We start from the raw sequence: 19632 nt of genomic DNA on the forward strand, positions 1-19632 counted from the left end.
TTGTGAGTGGAGAGCATGGCAGACAAACAATTCGCACGAAGCGGGCCGGCTGAATTCGATGTATTGGCAGACGATGATCCGTTGGCCGAACTCGCCCGGATCGTCGGTTACGATGCCCGTCCGGCCGTACAGCAATTGCAAGAGTTGCAGCGACATCAGGAGGCGGTCCGTCAGGATCCCGCCTTCGATCTCGAAGACGAACTCCTTCGCGCCTTCGACAGCTACGATGCGCCCCGCACTGCCCAGCAGCCTGCTGCGGAGCCGGTTTCGGCGCCGCAACCGGTCGAAGAGGCCCGGATCGAGCCGGTAGCCGATCTCGCGGAAGAGTACGAGGCGCCGATATTCCGTCAGCCTGAGTCGTTCGCAGCGCCGGCCGCCGCCGTCGAAGAAGAGCCGGAGCAGGTTGTCGAGGTGCAGTCGTTCTCCGTCGCTCCTCAGGTTACCGAGGTCGATAGCGCGGAATTCGTCGCCGACGAGCCGGCGTTCGATCTGGAGCGCGAGCTTGAGCTGTCGCTCGGCGAAGCTGATCTGTTGCCGTTCGAAGAAGAGCCGGTATCCGAGGCGAAGGAGCAGGTAGTCGACGAGTGGCAGGCGCCGGCCGCCGATTTGTCGACGGCTTGGGTCGCGCCCGCTGCTGTCGCCGAACCGGTCCCGGCTTACGACGAGCCAAGCCTCGAGGTCGCCGACCATGATGTTGCTCGCCTTGACGTTGCTAGCTTTGACGTCGCTCCGCAAGAGCACATGGACGAGGCCGCCTATGTGAGCGCTCCGATCCTGGAGGAGCCCGCTGGCGATGACATGACCCGCGACGATCTTCTTGCGGACATCGAGCGCTTCCCGGTTCCGCCGGTGGCTGCCGTGGTTGCCGCTGCCGTGCAGTCGCATCCGGCCCTTCACGCCACAGAGCAGCCGGTCATTGCTCCCGCTGTCGCCCCGGTCAACACGGTGGCAATGCCGGTGAAGAAGAGCCCCTATCCTTTTACGCCGACCTTCAGCCGCGCGACCCCCGTGGCTTCGCCCTCCGGCACCAGCCAGCAGCGCGCCTTTGCGGGCCCGCTCGTGACGCAGGCAGCGCCGGTCGTGACAGCTGCCGCAGTCGCCACGCCTGCCGTTACGCCGGTTGTCGAGGCTGCCCAGCCGTTCGAGGCCGTTGCGGAACCGGAGAACGAGCCGGGCTTCGATATCGAGAACTTCGAAATGGAGCTCTCCGACGCCGCGCTGAAGCTCGATCTTGCGGACCTCGGCCCGACCGAGCCGGTTGCCGCCGCACCAGCGGCCGTACCGGAGGTTGCTGTGCAGCCGGTCGTCGAGGCGGTTGCTCCGCAGCGCGAACCGGAACGTTCTGTCGAAACCTTCGTGGCTCCGGCCCCGGTGGAGCAGCAGGATGTGCAGCCTGAAAGCACGCTGCCCTTCGATCCCTCGATGATCGCCGAGGCCGAGAACGGCGTTGCGCCGATCGCCGACATGGACGTGCCGCAACTGCCCGTCATCGAAACGGAAAAGCCGGTCGCCTATCCGGCAGACTACGACCTCGATATCGACGCGGAAATGGCGCAGCTGTTCGGTACGCCGGCTCCGGCCGCAAAGGATGCCCGTCCGGCGGCGGTTCAAAAGGCCGAAGCGGCTCGTCCGGCCCCCGCAGCGAATGCAAATCCGTCGTTCGGAACTGGCGCGCTCGACGAGTTCGACGAATTCGAGAAGGCGATGGAAGAGGACTTCCGCCGCTCCATGACCGAACGGAAATCCCCGACGCGTGATGCCGAGCGCGTTTCCGCTGTGCAGAGCCAGGACGATACGGGCGACTATCGCGACTACGGCTCGGGCCGGCGATCGCAGCGCACGATGCTGCTCGCGGCAAGCGTTGCCGGCGTCATCATTCTCGGCGGCGCGGCTGTCTACGCCTGGATGGGCGGCAGTGGCGCGGTAACCTCTGCCGAAGGTCCCAAGATCATTCTTGCCGATAAGGGGCCGGTTAAGGTCGTGCCGGAAGAAAAGGGCGGCAAGACCGTGCCGAACCAGGACAAGGCCGTTTACGACCGCGTCGCTGGAGCCCAAGCCGGTGCGCCGCAGCAGGAAGCATTGGTTTCTTCGACCGAAGAGCCGATGGACGTCGTTCAGAAGACGCTGACGCCGGAAACGTTGCCGCTCGAAGGCAGCGACGACTCGGATGGCCTGCAGGCCAACATGCCGGCGGATGAAGAGGACGGCGCTCGCCTGCTGCCGGATGGCGGCGCCCAGACTGCCGCGCAGGAAGAAGACAAGGCACCGGCCGTCGCGCCGCGCAAGGTGCGCACGATGATCGTCAAGCCGGATGGCACGCTGGTTGCGCGTGAAGAGCCGGTTGCCGCACCTGCGACGGATGTTGCCGGCACGACGCAGCCTCTGCCGGATGCGCCCTCGAAGGAGGTCGCTTCCGCTGATGTCAGCGCTGCCGGTCAGGCATCGGCCAATGGCGATCAGGTGGCGCTTGCCGCAACGGGCAATGCCAATATCGAACAGGTTCCGGTTCGTAGCGTGACGACGACGGCAACGGGCGACAAGGCACCGACGCCGCAGACACGTCCGGCTGAGCAGCCGGCCAAGGTTGCCGGCGCTGCTGCCGAGCGCGGCAACGTGCGTCCGGCCGAAGAGCAGGCGGTTGCCGCTGCGGAAGCGCAGCTGGCACAGCCGGTCGCAACCGCATCGGTTCCGACCGGCGGATACTTCATCCAGGTCGCGTCCCTGCCGTCCGAGGCTGAGGCGCAGAAATCCTACAACAGCCTCTCCAGCAAGTTCGGCAGCGTCATCGGTGGCCGCGGCGTCGATATCCGCAAGGCGGAGATCGCGGGCAAGGGCACCTACTATCGCGTCCGCATCCCGGCGGGGTCCAAGGAAGAGGCAAACGCCCTGTGCTCCAAGTACAAGGGCGCTGGCGGAAGCTGCCTGGTGACCAAGTAAGGCTGGCAGAACGGATAGAGTTGAAGGAGGGCGCGGCTCAAGGGCCGCGCCCTCGACATTTTTAAGGCTTGCCTTGTGAATGAGCGACGGGGCTTCGTCTTTGTGGCTTCGCGCCGGGCGGCGCCCGCTCTATGCTCTCTCAATGAGCGAATCAAAAGCATTTATCTCGGGCTGCAAGGGCCTTTCTCTCAACGAAGACGAACGCCAGTTCTTTGCCGGCGAGCGGCCATGGGGCTTCATCCTGTTCGGGCGCAACATCGGCGAGGAACAGCAGATCTCCGATCTGGTGGCGTCGCTTCGCGACAGCATCGGCAATCCGAACGCGCCAGTGCTCATCGACCAGGAAGGCGGGCGCGTGCAGCGCATTCGGCCGCCGCTCGTGCAGCAATACCCGAACGGCGCGGCGATCGGCGAAATCTACCGTCGCGACCGGGAACTCGGCCTGCGCGCTGCCTGGTTGATGGGACGCCTGCACGCCTTTGATCTGATGCGCTTCGGCATTACCGTCGATTGTCTGCCGGTGCTCGACGTGCCGGTTCCGGGCAGCCACGATGTCATCGGCAATCGGGCCTATGGTCACGACCCTGAGACCGTAACGGCGATCGGTCGCGCGATGGGCGAGGGGTTGAAGGCCGGCGGCATGCTGCCTGTCATGAAGCACATGCCCGGTCATGGCCGCACCTTCGTCGATTCGCACCACAATCTGCCAGTCGTTAGCGCGACCTTCGATGAACTCGCCGTCAACGACTTCCTGCCGTTCGTCGCGATGAAGGACGAGGTGATGGCGATGTCGGCGCACATGGTCTTCACCACGATCGATCCGGACAATCCGGCGACGACCTCGGAGAAAGTTGTCCGCGAGATCATCCGTGGTCACATCGGCTTTGACGGTCTTTTGATGTCGGATGACGTCTCGATGAACGCGCTGGCTGGCGATATGACGACCCGCGCGCGCAACATCATCGCTGCGGGGCTTGATCTCGTCTTGCATTGTCATGGCATAATGGAAGAAATGAAGGCCGTCGCCGACGTGGTGCCGGTTCTCGCTGGCGAGAGCCTGCGTCGGGCGAAGGCTGCCGAAGCGGCATTCCGGGCGCCTGACAATGCGAACGAAAGCGATCTGCGGACGGAGTTCAACGGCCTGTTCGCGACGGTGTAAGATAGGCGCGGCCGGCAGGAAAGGATCGGACTGTCTGTGAGCAATGCGGGCGAAAGACAAGGCAAGCCTGCGTCGAAGGCGCCGATGGAGCCCCTGTGGCAGGACGAGACGGTCGAGCGCGGGCTGCACGAAGAAGCGCTGGTGGTTGATCTTGCCGGCTTCGAAGGCCCACTCGATCTCCTGCTTCATCTTGCCCGCAGCCAGCGTGTCGATCTTTCGCGCATCTCCGTGCTTGCGCTTGCCGAACAATATATCGCCTTCATCGAGCGGGCGCGCAGCATCCGCATCGAGCTCGCCGCCGATTATCTCGTCATGGCGGCGTGGCTTGCCTATCTGAAGTCGCGCCTGCTCATCCCGCAGCAGGCCAAGGACGATGGTCCAACAGGCGAGGAAATGGCTTCGGCGCTCGCTTTCCGGCTGAAGCGCCTGGAGGCGATGCGTGAGGCGGCAACAAGGCTAGTCAACAGGAACCGGCTCGGCCGGGATGTCTTCGTTCGTGGTGCCCCGGAGCATATCGTCACGGAGAAGAAGTCCGGCTTCGATGCCTCGCTCTACGATCTCCTGAGCGCCTATGCCAGTTTGCGGCAGCGACAGGCGATCACGCAGGTGACGATCGAGAAGCGCCATGTGTGGTCTTTGGCCGATGCACGCCTGATACTCGCGCGCATGATCGGCGGTCTCGACGATTGGACAGCGCTCGATCATTTTCTCGTCCGCTACATGACAACGCCGAAGGAGCGGGCAACGGCGATCGCCAGTTCCTTCGCTGCCTCACTCGAGATGGTCCGCGAGGGCCGGCTGGAGATCCGCCAGGAAGAGGCCTTTGCGCCCATCTATCTCAGGCGCGGACCGAACCCGATCGATGCGGAGACGCTTGCCGAAATGGAGGCAGCCCGTGGCTGAAGCCCAAAAATACGTGCCGGAAGCTTCCGACGAGGACGATGAGATCGAAACGACGCCGTCCCTCGATGCTCGTTTGGAGCAGGAAGCCGAGCGGATCGCGGAAGCCCTGGTTTTCGCTTCAGCGCAGCCCGTGTCTGAAGCCTATATCGAAAGTCGTCTGCCGCGCGGTGCCGATGTCGGCCGGATCATGATGCGCCTGAAGGCGCTCTACGCGACACGCGGCGTCAACCTCGTGCAGGTCGCCGACCATTGGGCGTTCCGCACGGCAGCCGACCTCTCCTTCGTGGTGCAGACCGACGAACAGGAAGTCCGCAAGCTCTCGCGCGCAGCACTCGAAGTTCTTGCGATCATCGCCTATCACCAGCCGGTGACCCGCGCGGAGATCGAGGACATCCGCGGGGTTCAGACGTCCAAGGGTACGCTCGACGTGCTGATGGAGGCAGGTTGGGTGCGCTTCAGGGGTCGCCGGCGCACGCCGGGTCGGCCGGTCACCTTCGGTACCACCCGTGATTTTCTCGATCACTTCGGTCTCGAGGAACTGCGCGACCTGCCGGGTATCGAGGAGTTGAAGGGGGCAGGGCTGCTTTCCGGCCGCGTGCCGTCCAATCTCAATATTCCCGTTCCGGTAGGTGAAGACGAGCTTGCCGAGAACGAAGACCCCATCACCCAGCTCGACCTTGAGGAATTGGGGCTCTTGACACCGAAGGGCGAAGAAGCCGATTAAAACCTGAATGGGGATATCGGCTTTCCCCGGCGCCGGCCGTTCAGCGGGCGCGACTGGTGTCAAGGAATGCAAAGCATGGTTTCAGATCCGCAGGACGCTCCCGTCATGACAACGCGACGGACGGCGGGCGTATCCTTCGCGGCGAGCCTGTCCTTCGAAGATATTCATCACAGCTACCACGCCAAGGAAACGATCAAGGGCGTCAGCCTGGCGGCCAAGGCCGGTGAGGTCCTCTGCTTGCTCGGCCCTTCGGGCTCCGGAAAAACCACCTTGTTGCGTATCGCCGCAGGCATCGAGAAGCAGAGCGCGGGACGCCTTCTGCTCAATGGCCAGGAGATTTCCGGTCCCTCGGTCTTCCTGCCGCCCGAAAAGCGCGGCGTCGGCCTGATGTTCCAGGATTTTGCGCTGTTCCCGCATATGTCCATTCGCGACAACGTCCGCTTCGGCCTCACGGCGCTGCCAAAGAAGGAAGCCTTGAACCAGGCGGACGCAGCGCTCGAGCGTGTGGGGCTCTCCCATTACGCCGACCAGTATCCACACGTCCTTTCCGGCGGCGAGCAGCAACGTGTGGCGCTCGCCCGTGCGCTTGCGCCGCGTCCAGCCGTGCTCCTGATGGACGAACCGTTTTCCGGGCTCGACTCGCGTCTGAAGGATTCGATCCGCGCCGATACGCTCGCCATTCTCAGAGAGACCCGGGCAACCGCGATCGTCGTCACCCATGATGCGGAAGAAGCGATGCGGATGGCCGACCGGATTGCGCTGCTGCAAGACGGACGGTTGGTTCAGGTTGGTACGGCGGACGAACTTTATCGTCATCCGAGAAACCTCTTTGCAGCCGGTTTCTTCTCTGAAATCAACGTGTTCAACGCCCAGGTTCGCGACGGCCGCGTCGATACGCCGGTTGGTACCGTTGCGGCCGGGCGCCACAACGAAGGGGACCGCGTTTCGGTCGCGGTCAGGCTTTCCGGCGTGCGTGTCGGCGAGGAGGGCGATATTCCCGCGCGTATCCTCTCGCGTCGCTTCATCGGTGTCGTGGAATTGCTGGAGCTGGCCGTCCCGCGTTGCGAGGATGTGGTTCGAGCGCGCATCCGTGCGGACCAATTGCCGCAAGGATTGCGCGATGTAATGCTTTCAGTTAACGAGCGGGATATATTACTGTTTGAAAAAGATGGTTCTGCATCTTAGGCTCTGTCGCCAAGAACGGCGCGTTTAGCGCGCGCCTGAAAATTGACATGTGATAGAGCCTATATCGGGGAAGGCTCAGAGGAGTAAGAGCATGGGTTCCTTTAGCATTTGGCACTGGCTGATCGTTTTGGTCGTGGTGCTGCTCTTGTTCGGTCGTGGCAAGATTCCCGAACTGATGGGCGATGTTGCGAAAGGCATAAAGAACTTCAAGAAGGGTATGAGCGACGAGGAAGCAGGCGCGACCGACAAGACGCTCGACAGCAAGACCGTTGACCACAAGTCTGACGAAGTTCGCTAACGGTCTGGCGTCGATGGAACCGGTCCGGTATCGGTATCGGACCAGTTCCTTCACGGGTTTGCAGGACATTTCGAATGCTTGATATCGGCTGGACCGAGCTTGTCGTCATCGCCATCGTTTTGATTGTCGTTGTCGGGCCGAAAGATCTTCCGCCTATGCTGCGTGCTTTCGGCCGCATGACGGCGAAGATGCGAGGCATGGCCTCGGAGTTTCGCCAGCAGTTCGATGAAGCGTTGCGCGAAGCGGACCTCGACGAGGTTCGCAAGACGATCAGCGATGCGCAAAGTCTCAACCCGGCCAATGCGCTCCGGGATGCGATGAATCCGCTTCGCCAGATCGGCAACGATATCAAATCGGACCTGCAGAAGGCTGCGACGCCCGATAAGCCGGCCGCAACGGGCACGACGGATCTCGCGACTGCGGAGCCGGTCACGGCCGCTCCGGTGGCTGCGGCCGAAACAAAGCCCGCAGATTCGGTCGCCGCTGCGGCCGTAGGCTCTGCCACTCGCCAGCTGGAGCGCGCCGAAGTTGCCGTCCCGGCTGAAAGGCCCAAGCGGGCGCCGAAGGCGAAGGCCGATCCGGCACCGGCGGCAAAGCCGGCGGTGAAGAAAGCCGCAGCGCCCAAGGCGACGGCACCCAATACTTCGGCAAAGGCACCCGCGAAGGCGGTGGCCGAGAAGAAGTCGTCGAAGCCCGCTTCAGCCGAGCCGGCTACCAAGACGTCCAAGCCGCGCGCCAGCACGCGCAAGAAAGGTGAAGCATGAGCGGCGATATCGAGGACCGGCCGCAGCCGCTGATCGAGCATCTGATCGAATTGCGCAAGCGCCTGATGTGGGCCATCGGCGCGTTCTTCATTGCGTTCCTCGTCTGCTTCTACTTTGCCAAGGGTCTCTTCAACCTCCTGGTACTGCCGTTCAAATGGGCAGTGGGCTGGGCTGGTCTCAACCATCGCAATGTCGAACTGATCTATACGGCTCCCCAGGAGTTCTTCTTCACGCAGATCAAGGTGGCGATGTTCGGCGCGCTGGTCATCGCCTTTCCGGTGATTGCCGCGCAGATCTACAAGTTCGTGGCTCCAGGCCTCTACAAGAACGAGCGAGCCGCCTTCCTGCCATTCCTCATTGCCTCGCCGCTCCTGTTTCTGCTCGGCGGCGCCCTGGTCTATTTCTTCTTCACGCCGATGGTGATGTGGTTCTTCCTGGCGATGGAGCAGGGCGGTGGCGAGGGCCAGGTGGCCATTCAACTTCTGCCGAAGGTCTCGGAATATCTGAGCTTGATCATGTCGCTGGTCTTCGCCTTCGGCCTTGTCTTCCAGCTTCCCGTCATCACCACGCTTCTCGCCCGCGTCGGCTTCGTCACCTCGCAGGGCCTTGCGGAGAAACGCAAGTACGCGATCGTGATCGCCTTCATCGTGGCAGCGGTGCTGACGCCGCCTGATCCGGTTTCCCAGATCGGCCTTGCACTACCAGCCATCCTTCTCTACGAAATTTCGATCTATACGGCGCGACTCGTCGAAAGACAGCGGGCAGCAGACGCGCTCAAGAGCGAGGCTGCCGAGTCGCAGGAAGGAACTTCCGGAGAGGTCGGTCCCGCCAAGGGCTGAGCATTCGAGATTTCGCGCCGTGACTTGACCAACGCGTGGAACGACAATGCTTGATATCAAATGGATCCGTGAGAATGCCGAGATGCTGGACGCCGCCCTGGCGAAGCGGGGCGCGGAGCCTTTGTCGGCATCGCTGATCGCCCTCGACGAACGCCGCCGCACGATCCTCCAGTCGCTGCAGGACATGCAGTCGCGCCGCAATGCCGCCTCGAAGGATATCGGTGCGGCCATGGCACAGAAAAACGCCGAGCTTGCCGAAAAGCTGAAGGCCGAGGTGGCCGATCTCAAGAATGCCATGCCGGCGCTTGAGGAAGACAGCCGCAAGGTGGAAGCCGAGCTCAACGATGCGCTCTCCCGCATTCCGAACATCCCGCTCGAGGATGTTCCGGTCGGCGAGGATGAGACCGGCAACGTCGTCAAGCGTGTGGTTGGCAACAAGCCGACCTGGAACCACCAGCCGCGCGAGCACTTCGAAATCGGCGAGGCGCTCGGCCTCATGGATTTCGAAGGGGCTGCCCGCATTTCCGGATCGCGGTTCACGATCCTCAAGGGACAGTTGGCGCGGCTCGAGCGTGCGCTCGGCCAGTTCATGCTCGACCTGCACACTCAGGAGCACGGCTACACCGAAGTGCAACCGCCGCTCCTCGTGCGCGACGATGCGATGTACGGTACGGGACAGCTGCCGAAATTTTCAGAGGATCTGTTCCGCACGACGGACGGCCGCTGGCTGATCCCGACTGCGGAAGTGCCGCTCACCAACATCGTTCGCGAGCAGATCCTCGAAGGCGAAAAGCTGCCGTTGCGCTTCACTGCGTTGACGCCGTCCTTCCGCTCGGAGGCCGGTTCGGCCGGTCGCGACACCCGGGGCATGCTGCGCCAGCACCAGTTCAACAAGGTCGAGCTGGTCTCGATCACCGATGCCGAAACCTCGGTCGACGAGCACGAGCGCATGACGGCTTGTGCGGAAGAGGTGCTGAAGCGCCTCGGCCTGCACTACCGTGTGATGACGCTCTGCACCGGCGACATGGGCTTTGGCGCCCGCAAGACCTATGATCTGGAAGTGTGGTTGCCCGGACAGGATACCTACCGCGAGATCTCGTCCTGCTCGGTCTGCGGCGATTTCCAGGCGCGCCGGATGAACGCGCGCTATCGCACCAAGGAAGACAAGGGTACGCGCTTCGTTCACTCGTTGAACGGTTCCGGTGTCGCCGTCGGGCGCGCGCTGATCGCCGTCATTGAAAACTATCTGAACGACGACGGCTCGGTATCGGTGCCGGATGTGCTTGTGCCCTACATGGGCGGCCAGACACGCATCGAGAAAGCCGTCTGAGCGGACGTCAAGGGAAGGACGGCAACCATGCGGATCCTGCTGACAAACGATGACGGCATTCATGCTGAAGGTCTCGCTGTGCTCGAAAGGGTGGCCAGGACAATCTCGGACGATGTCTGGGTCGTGGCGCCCGAAGCGGATCAGAGCGGTTTGGCGCATTCGCTGACGCTGTCGGAACCCCTGCGGCTCCGGCAGATCGCGGAGAAACGCTTTGCCCTCCGCGGCACGCCGACGGATTGCGTCATTATGGCCGTTCGCAAGGTGCTGGATCGCAAGCCTGATCTTGTGCTCTCCGGCGTCAACATCGGTGCCAACATGGCCGATGACGTGACCTATTCCGGCACCGTGGCGGGCGCCATCGAGGGCACGTTGCAGGGCATTCGCTCCATCGCGCTCAGCCAGGCCTATCACCACGCCGTCGGCAAGGCCGTGCCTTGGGATGTGGTAGAGACGCACGCGCCGGGCCTGATCCGTAAAATGATGGCCGTGGACCTGCCAGACGGCACGCTCCTCAACGTCAATTTCCCGAATTGCTCGGCCGACACGGTTGCCGGTGTCGAGGTAACGTCGCAAGGCAAGCTCGATTTCGGCCTGTCGATCGACGAGCGTACGGACGGCCGTGGCTTTCCCTACTTCTGGCTGCGCTTCGGCGAGCGACTCGGCGACTTCCGCGCCGGGACCGACATTCATGCGCTGCGCGAGAATCACATCTCGGTGACGCCGCTCAAGCTCGACTTGACGGACTATAGCGTCCAGGACCGTCTTATGCGGGCATTGAACGAAGGGGCTCATTGATTGAGCGTGCGCGTTTCGGAACAGGAAGGCTTTGCCAAGATGGTGCTGCGGCTGCGCGCCGCCGGCATTACCAATCATGACCTCCTCAAGGCGGTCGAACAGACCTCGCGTGGCCAATTTGCGCCGCCGCAATATCAGGCCGAGGCCTATTCGCAGCGGACCATCCCGCTCGAATGCGGCTCGTTCATGGAAGGTTATGATTTTGCGGTTCGGCTGTTGCATTGTCTGAACCTGAAGGCAGGACAGCGCGTTCTCGAGGTCGGCACCGGCAGTGGCTTCACCGCGGCTGTGATGGGGCGGGTCGCCGAGCGTGTCCTGACGATCGACCGCTACCAGACGCTCGTCGGTACGGCCCAGAAAAACCTTGAGAAATCAGGCGTTCGCAACGTCATCGTCCGCCATGCCGACGGCAGCGCCGGCGTGCCGGGCGAGGGCACCTTCGACCGCATCCTGATCACCGCTGCCTTCAACAGCCTGCCGCGCATGTTTTCCGATCATCTCGTCTCGGGCGGAACCTTGGTGGTCCCGATCATGATGAGCGAGACCCATTGCCGGATCGTCAGGGTCAATCGAACCGGAAGCCGCTTCGACCGCGAGGATCTGTTCGATGCGCCTTACCTTTCGATCGTGCCGCAGCTCGCATCGTTTCTGTGAGAGGGCCGCTGCTCGCGCCCGTGGTGACGCGTTAAGGAGTCGTTAACCGCCTCCAGCTTCGCGTAAGCTTCGCGCCATACCCCTCTACTGCACGATAGGTTCCGCCTGTGAGTCGTCGCTCTTGCACGACCGCGGTGTTGCTGCCGGATCGTGAGATTGACGGAGACGGCAAATGCAGATCGCGAACAGGCTGACGGCCACAGCATCGGGCGACGGGCTGAACAATCTTGCAGGGCGCAGCGCAGGCCAGGCGAATTCCGCCGGCAAGGACGAACAGGCCGCACAGGCGCTCGCGGCGAGCTTCTTCGACCCTACGCCGCGCATCTCGCTTTCCGCCGATGCTCTGCTCTATCTCAGCCAGACAAAGAAGGCATCGGACGGACAGCCGGCGCTGAGCCGCGACGAGTGGAACAATCGCTTGTCTCCGCAACTGGCGCTGCGCGAATACCAGGCCTTCGGCAAATTTCTCGATGCCGGGGACCATGGGGCCTACTACAAGAATTTCATAGACTACTACGACAGCCTTCGTCCCGAAGATAAGGACAGTCTGCGCTATTTTGGGACGCGCGAGGCCGCAGTCGCCGGTCTGCGGTCGCTTGAATATGAACAGGCAAGTGGTGCCGACGGCGAAGCCACATTCCAGACGCTGGTGAGTGTGCTGCTAGAAGAAGACAAGACCGCTCAGTCCGAAACCCCGGTCCGTCCCGAGGGGCGCCCGATCTTCGCCTGGGATCTGACAAGCATCAGCTATGAAGACGAACCAACGGAGCGGCGATCCGTTTCGGAAATCGAGCGCCTCTATTCCGAACTGAGCTAGATTTGCCGTAAGCCAGGCCGGCCGGCGATCTTCGGATCGCGGGTCAGACCTATGGTTAGCGTTTCGTCAAATTAGTCCTTTGGTGGTGCTGACCTTAACCGGGCGGTAACTCTAATACGCTTTAATCATCCCACATCGAGTTGCGTTCGGAGTGGGTAAGCGTCATGCGTCAGTTTGTATCTCCCGGGGTTGGAAAGTCCACGATCCGCCTGTGCGTGGCGGTCTTGCTAGCAGGCGCCGCAACGGGCTGCAGTTCGGATGCCAGCCGATTTGACGGCCTGTTCTCCCGGTCGGACAACATCACCACAAATTCGATCCCACGTGACGCGACGCCAGTGCCGCGTGGTGATGTGGCTGTCGGTCAGATGGCGGCGACGTCTCCGGCAGATTCGCGCAACACGGCTCTCGGTCAGCCTTATCCGACCGCAGGTGCGCAGGGCGGATATGATCCGGTAAATACCGCTTCCACTCCGGTATCGTCTGCCCGCGGTGCATCGACACCGATCTCCGTCCAGCGCACGACCCTGGCCGATCCGAGCACGACGACACGTCAGCGCCCCGAAGCGCAGCCGTTCCCCGCCGCTCGTCAGCAGGCAGCAATTGCGACGCAGCAGACGCTCGGGGCTGCTGTCAACGAAACCGCAAGCAAGAGCGGCTGGACCACGCAGAACGCCCCGACGATCATGGTTCGGCCCGGCGACAACGTCGCGGCTCTCTCCAAGCGTTTCGGCGTTCCGGAGAAGGAAATTCTGAAGGCCAACGGTCTGCAATCGGCCGCCCAGGTCGAAACCGGCCAGCGCCTGGTGATCCCGACCTTTGGTTCCGTCGGTAGCCCGGCGAAAGGGGCGGCGACCAACTCGATTGCCGGCCTCGATGGTAGCAAGCGCCAGCCTTCGCCCTTGCCAAACGACCAGCGCGACGTTGCAATCCTGCCGGGCTCCGCCCAGTCCCGCGAAAAGAACGCTGGCAAGACGGATGTCGTGGCCGGCAAGCCGGCGACGAACGGCGAAGGCAGCAGCGGCGGCACCTACACCGTCAAGCCAGGCGATTCGCTCAATCGCATTGCCAAGTCGACTGGTGTGTCTGTCGCAGCACTCAAGCAGGCGAACGGCCTGAACGCAGAATCGATCCGCGTCGGCCAGACGCTGCAGTTGCCGGGCGCAACGGGCGGTGCGGTGGACCAGGTCAAGACCGCATCGGTTCCGAGCAAGAAGACCGAGCAGCCACAGGTTGCCTCGCTCGAGAAGAACAAGCCGGCGGAATACCAGCCGCCGGCCGCAAAACAGAGCGTTACGGACGTTGCTTCGCTCAAGACGGATGTCGATGAGGACTCGCCGAAGTCGACCGGGATCAGCAAGTATCGCTGGCCCGTTCGCGGCGCAGTGGTCGCCGGCTACGGCGCCAACGTCGACGGTAACCGCAACGACGGCATCAACATCTCGGTACCCGAGGGTACGCCGATCAAGGCGGCCGAGAACGGCGTCGTCATCTACTCGGGCAGCAGCCTGAAGGAACTCGGCAACGCTGTCCTGGTCCGTCACGACGACGGCACGGTCACCGTCTACGGCAATGCTTCCGAACTCAAGGTTCAGCGCGGCCAGAAGGTTCAGCGCGGCCAGACGCTCGCTGCTTCCGGAATGACCGGTCGCGCCAGCCAGCCGCAGGTACACTTCGAGGTGCGCAAGAATGCGACCGCGGTGAACCCGGCGACCTTCCTCGAATAGTCCGGCCTGTGGGTCTGACGGATCTAGGAAGCCTGAGAATCAAATACCGCCCGCCGGATTTCGGCGGGCGGTATTTCTTTGTCTAAGGTCGAGCCGATTTAGCCAGCGATCCGACCGCCAGGCCTATGCGTCCAGTCGATGCCGCATGCGTCCGGCAAGATCCTGAATGAACTGCCAGGCGACGCGGCCGGACCTTGCGCCTCGGGTCGTCGCCCATTCGAGCGCTTCGGCGTGCAGGGTTTCGGCCTCGACCGCGAAGCCGTAGTGCTTCGCATAGCCGTCAATCATGGCAAGATAGTCTTCCTGGCTGCACTTGTGGAAGCCGAGCCACAGCCCAAAGCGGTCGGACAATGAGACTTTTTCTTCGACCGCTTCGGAAGGGTTGATGGCGGTCGACTGCTCGTTTTCCATCATGTGGCGCGGTAGCAGATGGCGCCGGTTCGATGTCGCATAGAGCAGCACGTTCGCCGGCCGACCTTCGACACCACCGTCAAGTACGGCTTTCAGCGATTTGTAGGACGTATCGTCATGATCGAAGGACAGGTCGTCGCAGAAGACGATCACCGGCACCGGTGCAGTCTTGAGGATGTCCATGAGGGCGGGCAGGGTGGCGATGTCCTCTCGATGGACCTCGACCAGCTTGACCGCGACGCCGGTATCGCGGGCAACCTGCGCATGCACGGATTTCACCAGCGAAGACTTGCCCATGCCACGGGCGCCCCAAAGGAGCACGTTGTTGGCAGGAAAGCCCTCTGCGAAGCGCAGCGTGTTGTCGAGCAGGATGTCACGGACGTGATCGACGCCGGTAATCAGGGACAGTTCAATGCGGTTGGGCTTGGCGACCGGTTGCAGGTGATTGGTGGCCGGGGCCCACACGAAACATTCTGCCGCGTTCCAATCGTTGCTCGCTGCGGCCGGACCGGCCATGCGCTCGATCGCCGCGGAAAGCTTCTGCATTTCCTTGATGAGAACGTCGATCTTTGCTTCCGGCATATGTCTATCTCCAACAACTGAATCAATCATTTGGTCGCGCCGCGACGACAACGGGGCGCCTGAAACGGCATACGATTGCCCCGCAATTGCGACGCTACCGTTAACAGACACCCGGTAGCACGCAGGTTTGCGCTGGAAAAGGCCGCAGAGCCCTGCGCGGGGGGTTCTCCTCTTGTCCAAATTGTGTCAGAGGCACAGGAACGGGTAAGGGTGCCGCCGCTTTGCAGCGCGGCCGCGCGCCCCTATATTCCGGCCGATTTGGTGCGGAGGAACCGCCGATATTTGAACTCAAGGAGTGATCGATGTTCATTACCGAAGCTTTTGCGCAGACAGCCGGTGCCCCTTCCGCCGGCGGCGCGGACATTCTCATGTCCATCCTGCCGTTCCTGCTGATCTTTGTCGTCATGTATTTCCTGATCATCCGTCCGCAGCGCGCCCAGATGAAGCGCCGCGAGGAGCTGTTGAAGAACATCCGTCGTGGTGATCAGGTGGTGACCGGCGGCGGCATCGTCGGCAAGGTCACGAAGGTCGTCGACGACAACGAACTCGAAGTCGAAATTGCCGAAGGCGTGAAGATCCGCGTCGTTCGCAGCGGCGTATCTGAAGTTCGCGTCAAAGGCGAACCTGTGAAAGAATAAGGACGCGAACAGTCACCATCCGACGAACAACTGGAGCGTTTGAGGCATGCGCAGATTTCCGCCGTTGAAACGTATCCTCGTCTGGTTGGTGGCTCTCGCCGGCATCGCCTTTGCCTTGCCGAACGTCCTTAGCCGTGAAGAGGCAGCCGGGCTTCCGTCCTGGATGCCTCATCGCCAGGTGGCGCTCGGTCTTGATCTCCAGGGCGGCTCGCACTTCATGCTGCGGGCTGCGCGAAGCGATGTCGTTGCCGAGAGGCTCGAAACCGTCGCCAGCGAAGTCGGCAAGTCCCTGCGCGATGCCGACATCGCCTATATCGGCCTGTCGGGCGAAGGGCAGTCGATTTCGTTCCGGGTTCGGGACCGTGCGCAACTTCCGGCCGCTCGCGACAAGCTGAAGACGCTGACCGCCCCGGTCGATGCCGGCGGGTTCGGCTCCGGGTCTATTTCCGAAGTGGTGTTTGACAGTGCCGAGGAGGATGAACTCGTCCGCCTGCGCCTGACGGACGAAGGCATCGACTACCGGCTGTCACAGGCTCTTGCGCAGTCGATCGATGTGGTGCGTCGCCGTGTCGCTGAAGTTGGCGTTCTGGAACCACTGATCCAGCGCCGTGGCGAAGATCGGCTCATCGTTCAGGTGCCCGGGCTCGACGACCCGCAACGGCTGAAAGATCTGCTCAGCCAAAGCGCACATCTGACTTTCAGATTGCTGGATACGTCCGTGCCCGTCGAGCGCGCCGTCGATGGCCAGGTTCCGGCGGGTGCGGAAGTCCTCTATTCTTATGATGATCCGCCGGTCCCCTATCTGGTTGAGAGGGAGGCGCTGCTGGCGGCTGCCAGTTTTGTCGCCGCACAGCCGGAAGCAGATGCCAGCGCCGATACGGCCTCGGTCGCGGTCAAGCTCGATGCGGCTGCACAGCAGCGGGTTGCCGCCGTCACGGCGCAGCAGCCGGAGGCGAAGGTTGCGATCGTCCTTGATGGCCAGGTTGCCGCGACGCCCAAGCTTGCGGACGCCGTCAAGGGCGACACGGCGCGCATTTCTGCCGAGCTTCCGGCCGACTCTGCTGCCGATCTCGCCGCTCTGATCCGGACCGGGCCGCTGCCGACGCCGCTGACTTTCGTCGAGGAGCGGACGGTCGGCCCCGGCGTTGGTGACGACGCAATTGCCGACGGCCTCAAGGCCGGCCTTGTCGCGGCGATCGCCGTCGCCGTCTCGATGATCTTCTTCTACGGCGTTTTCGGCACCTTTGCCGTCATCGCGCTTGCCTTGAACATCGTCTTGATCCTTGCGGTGCTGTCGGTGTCGGGGGCAACGCTGACCTTGCCGGGGATTGCCGGGATCATCCTGACGATCGGCGTTGCGGTCGATTCCAACGTGCTGATCTACGAGCGCCTTCGCGAGGAGGTTCGTGGCGGCGAGCCGTTGCGCCGCACGGTCAACAACGCTTTCTCCCGCGTCTTCAGCAGCATCTTCGACGCCAACCTGACGATGCTGATCGCCAGCGCTATCCTGTTCTACCTCGGTTCCGGGCCAGTGCGCGGGTTCGCCGTCACATTGGCGATCGGCAGTGTCACGACGCTCTTCACGGCCTACACGGTGACCCGTCTGATCGTGAAGCGTTGGCTCCGGCAGTGGAAGTCGGAACGCCTGCCGAAGGGCATTCGAACCGGGCGCTTCAGCGATCTGGACATTCGCTTCATGCGGATCCGCAATCCGGTGTTCATCCTGATGGCTGCTTTGTCGGCCGCCTCCGTGCTCCTGCTCGCGGGCATCGGGCTGAATCTGGGTGTCGACTTCAAGGGCGGCTCCATCATCGAGTTGCATTCCAAGGGTGGTCCGGTAGACGTCGCAGACCTCCGCGCCCGCCTCGACGAACTGAACTTTGGCGAAGTCCAGGTACAGCAACTAGGATCGGGCGAGGACGTGCTCGTTCGGGTTCCTTCGCAGGAGGCGGGCGACAATGCCGAGCAGACCGCAGCCAGTGTCATCCGGACGGAATTGGCTGACGAATACGACTTCCGCCGCGTCGAAGTGGTTGGCCCGGTTGTTTCGGGAGAGTTGACGCGCGCGGGAACGCTTGGGCTCGCAATCTCCTTCGTGGCGATCCTGCTCTATGTCTGGCTGCGTTTCGAGTGGCGCTTTGCCGTCGGTGCGATCATTGCCACGGTGCACGATGTGTTGCTGACGATTGGGTTCCTGGTGCTGACGGGCATCGAGTTCAATCTCGGGAGCATTGCCGCCGTCCTCACCATCGTCGGCTATTCTCTGAACGATACAGTGGTCATCTACGACCGTATCCGCGAGAATCTCGGCCGCTATCGGCGCATGCCGCTTTCGGTGCTGATCGATACGTCGATCAACCAGACACTCTCGCGCACGATCCTGACGGCGCTGACGACCATTCTGGCACTTGCCGCACTCTACCTCTTCGGCGGCGGCATCATCCGTTCATTCAGCATCACCATGCTGTTTGGTGTCGTCGTCGGCACGATATCTTCCATCTATATCGCCGGCCCGATCCTCATCCTCTTCAGGAAGCGGACCGACCACATTCCGGGGGACGAAAACGCCTCCGGCGCGGATACGGGTGCTGCCGGCGCGGCAAAGGGTACTGTTTGAAATGCCCAAGGGTATTGAAATTCGCGAAGCGCATTTTCCGGGCCGAGCACCAATCGATGCCTATGGCAACGGCGGTTTTCGCTTTGCGGACATGTCGCATCGCGGATCGATCCTGATGCTGCCCTCGGGTGTCTATGCGTGGGATGTCGCCGAAGGGGACCCCTTGGCCGTCGATCAGTTCCGCAGGGTCATCGATGAGGCGAAAGACATCGAAGTGCTGCTGGTCGGCACCGGCAAAGACATCCGCCCGCTGCCCGCTGACCTGAAGGCCGCATTGCGCGCCGTCAACGTATCGTCGGATCCGATGAGCACCGGGGCTGCGGTTCGCACCTACAATGTGATGCTGGCCGAATCGCGTGCTGTCGCCGTCGCGCTGATCGCTGTCTGAGCGGCATTCGGGGAAGACGACGTGCAAGATATTTCCGCTCAGATCCTGGTCGACCTCAGGGATACGGATCGCGACCGTTATCTCGCCTGCCTGCTTGCGCCTGCCGACAAGCAGCGCTCGCTCGCAGCTCTCTATGCCTTCAACGCGGAGATCGCTCGAATTCGCGATCTCGTGCATGAGCCGATCCCAGGAGAAATCCGCATGCAGTGGTGGCGCGATCTCATCGGCAACGACGCCGCCTCCGGCGAGGGGCATCCGCTCGCCGAAGCGCTGCTGCAGTGTATCCGCGAGCACAGACTGCCGGTCCCGGTGTTGCAGAACATGATCGATGCCCGGATCTTCGATCTCTATGACGATCCCATGGAAGACCGCTCGGCGCTCGAGGGCTATGCCGGTGAGACGGCTTCGGCGCTGATTCAGTTGTCGTCACTGGTTCTGGACCCGCAGAATGCTGCAAGGTCGGCAGAAGCCGCCGGTCACGCCGGCGTCGCGCAGACTGTCGCCGGTCTCCTGATGCTGTTGCCGCTGCATCTGAGACGGGGCCAGGTCTACCTGCCGGCGGAACTGCTGCGCGCGACCGGCCTCGACCGCGAAGCACTCATCGCTGGTGAAGACAGCGACGGAATCGGCCGGGCGATCCGGGCCTTCACGGGATTCGGGCGGGATCATCTGGCCAAGGCGCGGGCGCAGGCGGCAGCGATCTCGCCGTTAAACTTTCCGGCCTTCGTGCCGCTTGCTTTGGCTGAGCCGATCTTCGATCGCGCCGAGGCGGCCGGCGCCGGAATCTTGAAGACGCCGGTCCGTCCGGCGCAATGGCGGCGGCAATGGTGGATGTGGCGCGCCGCTCGGCGTCGTCGCTTCTAGCGC

18 protein-coding genes are annotated in these 19632 nt (G+C 62.7%); 17 read left to right on the plus strand and 1 reads right to left on the minus strand.

What is annotated here, in order from left to right; genetic code table 11:
- Positions 1-15 precede the first annotated feature (15 nt).
- The 13 genes from PWG15_RS06600 (at position 16) to PWG15_RS06660 (ending at position 14129) form a co-directional block, all read left to right on the plus strand.
- Entirely contained in the window at positions 16-2937 is a 2922-nt protein-coding gene (locus PWG15_RS06600; protein ID WP_275023638.1) for an SPOR domain-containing protein, read from the plus strand.
- Between the two features lie 142 nt (positions 2938-3079).
- Positions 3080-4096, plus strand: coding sequence for a beta-N-acetylhexosaminidase (gene nagZ / locus PWG15_RS06605; RefSeq protein WP_275023639.1), 1017 nt, complete (start codon positions 3080-3082; stop codon positions 4094-4096).
- Between the two features lie 84 nt (positions 4097-4180).
- Positions 4181-4999: a segregation and condensation protein A gene (locus tag PWG15_RS06610; protein WP_275023640.1), complete on the plus strand. Its 819-nt coding sequence runs from the start codon at positions 4181-4183 to the stop codon at positions 4997-4999.
- Positions 4992-5723: an SMC-Scp complex subunit ScpB gene (scpB, locus tag PWG15_RS06615; protein ID WP_275023641.1), complete on the plus strand. Its 732-nt coding sequence runs from the start codon at positions 4992-4994 to the stop codon at positions 5721-5723. Before PWG15_RS06610 ends, scpB begins: the two co-directional genes overlap by 8 nt.
- Before the next feature lie 75 nt (positions 5724-5798).
- Positions 5799-6908: an ABC transporter ATP-binding protein gene (locus PWG15_RS06620; RefSeq protein ID WP_275023642.1), complete on the plus strand. Its 1110-nt coding sequence runs from the start codon at positions 5799-5801 to the stop codon at positions 6906-6908.
- 91 nt (positions 6909-6999) lie between these two features.
- Positions 7000-7206 carry a twin-arginine translocase TatA/TatE family subunit gene (locus PWG15_RS06625; protein WP_113537623.1) on the plus strand — a complete coding sequence of 69 codons (207 nt, stop codon included), beginning with the start codon at positions 7000-7002 and terminating at the stop codon, positions 7204-7206.
- 74 nt (positions 7207-7280) lie between these two features.
- Positions 7281-7970 carry a Sec-independent protein translocase protein TatB gene (gene tatB, locus PWG15_RS06630; protein ID WP_275023643.1) on the plus strand — a complete coding sequence of 230 codons (690 nt, stop codon included), beginning with the start codon at positions 7281-7283 and terminating at the stop codon, positions 7968-7970.
- A complete protein-coding gene (gene tatC / locus PWG15_RS06635) occupies positions 7967-8809 on the plus strand; it encodes a twin-arginine translocase subunit TatC (RefSeq protein WP_275023644.1) in 843 nt (280 codons plus the stop codon). Before tatB ends, tatC begins: the two co-directional genes overlap by 4 nt.
- A gap of 46 nt (positions 8810-8855) precedes the next feature.
- Entirely contained in the window at positions 8856-10139 is a 1284-nt protein-coding gene (serS, locus tag PWG15_RS06640; RefSeq protein WP_275023645.1) for a serine--tRNA ligase, read from the plus strand.
- 27 nt (positions 10140-10166) lie between these two features.
- Positions 10167-10934: a 5'/3'-nucleotidase SurE gene (gene surE, locus PWG15_RS06645; protein ID WP_275023646.1), complete on the plus strand. Its 768-nt coding sequence runs from the start codon at positions 10167-10169 to the stop codon at positions 10932-10934.
- A gap of 39 nt (positions 10935-10973) precedes the next feature.
- Complete coding sequence (locus tag PWG15_RS06650) at positions 10974-11588, plus strand: protein-L-isoaspartate(D-aspartate) O-methyltransferase (RefSeq protein ID WP_425536751.1); 615 nt, start codon at positions 10974-10976, stop codon at positions 11586-11588.
- A 172-nt stretch (positions 11589-11760) separates the two neighbouring features.
- A complete protein-coding gene (locus PWG15_RS06655; RefSeq protein WP_275023648.1) occupies positions 11761-12405 on the plus strand; it encodes a biotin biosynthesis protein BioC in 645 nt (214 codons plus the stop codon).
- A gap of 164 nt (positions 12406-12569) precedes the next feature.
- Entirely contained in the window at positions 12570-14129 is a 1560-nt protein-coding gene (locus tag PWG15_RS06660; RefSeq protein ID WP_275023649.1) for a peptidoglycan DD-metalloendopeptidase family protein, read from the plus strand.
- Between the two features lie 123 nt (positions 14130-14252).
- Here the strand turns inward: PWG15_RS06660 and PWG15_RS06665 are convergent, their stop codons facing one another.
- Complete coding sequence (locus tag PWG15_RS06665; RefSeq protein ID WP_275023650.1) at positions 14253-15122, minus strand: ATP-binding protein; 870 nt, start codon at positions 15120-15122, stop codon at positions 14253-14255.
- A 302-nt stretch (positions 15123-15424) separates the two neighbouring features.
- Here PWG15_RS06665 and yajC point away from each other — a divergent pair, with 302 nt between their 5' ends.
- From yajC to PWG15_RS06685, 4 genes are read left to right on the plus strand one after another with little or no spacing between them, the layout of a single operon-like run.
- Positions 15425-15760, plus strand: a complete 336-nt coding sequence (yajC, locus tag PWG15_RS06670) for a preprotein translocase subunit YajC (protein ID WP_065376915.1) — start codon at positions 15425-15427, stop codon at positions 15758-15760.
- A gap of 46 nt (positions 15761-15806) precedes the next feature.
- Positions 15807-18377, plus strand: coding sequence for a protein translocase subunit SecDF (secDF, locus tag PWG15_RS06675; protein ID WP_275023651.1), 2571 nt, complete (start codon positions 15807-15809; stop codon positions 18375-18377).
- A gap of 1 nt (position 18378) precedes the next feature.
- Positions 18379-18765 carry an Mth938-like domain-containing protein gene (locus PWG15_RS06680; protein WP_275024369.1) on the plus strand — a complete coding sequence of 129 codons (387 nt, stop codon included), beginning with the start codon at positions 18379-18381 and terminating at the stop codon, positions 18763-18765.
- Positions 18766-18786: 21 nt separating this feature from the next.
- Entirely contained in the window at positions 18787-19629 is an 843-nt protein-coding gene (locus PWG15_RS06685) for a phytoene/squalene synthase family protein (protein WP_275023652.1), read from the plus strand.
- Positions 19630-19632 lie beyond the last annotated feature (3 nt).

This window comes from Ensifer adhaerens (assembly GCF_028993555.1).
GTDB lineage: Bacteria > Pseudomonadota > Alphaproteobacteria > Rhizobiales > Rhizobiaceae > Ensifer > Ensifer adhaerens_I.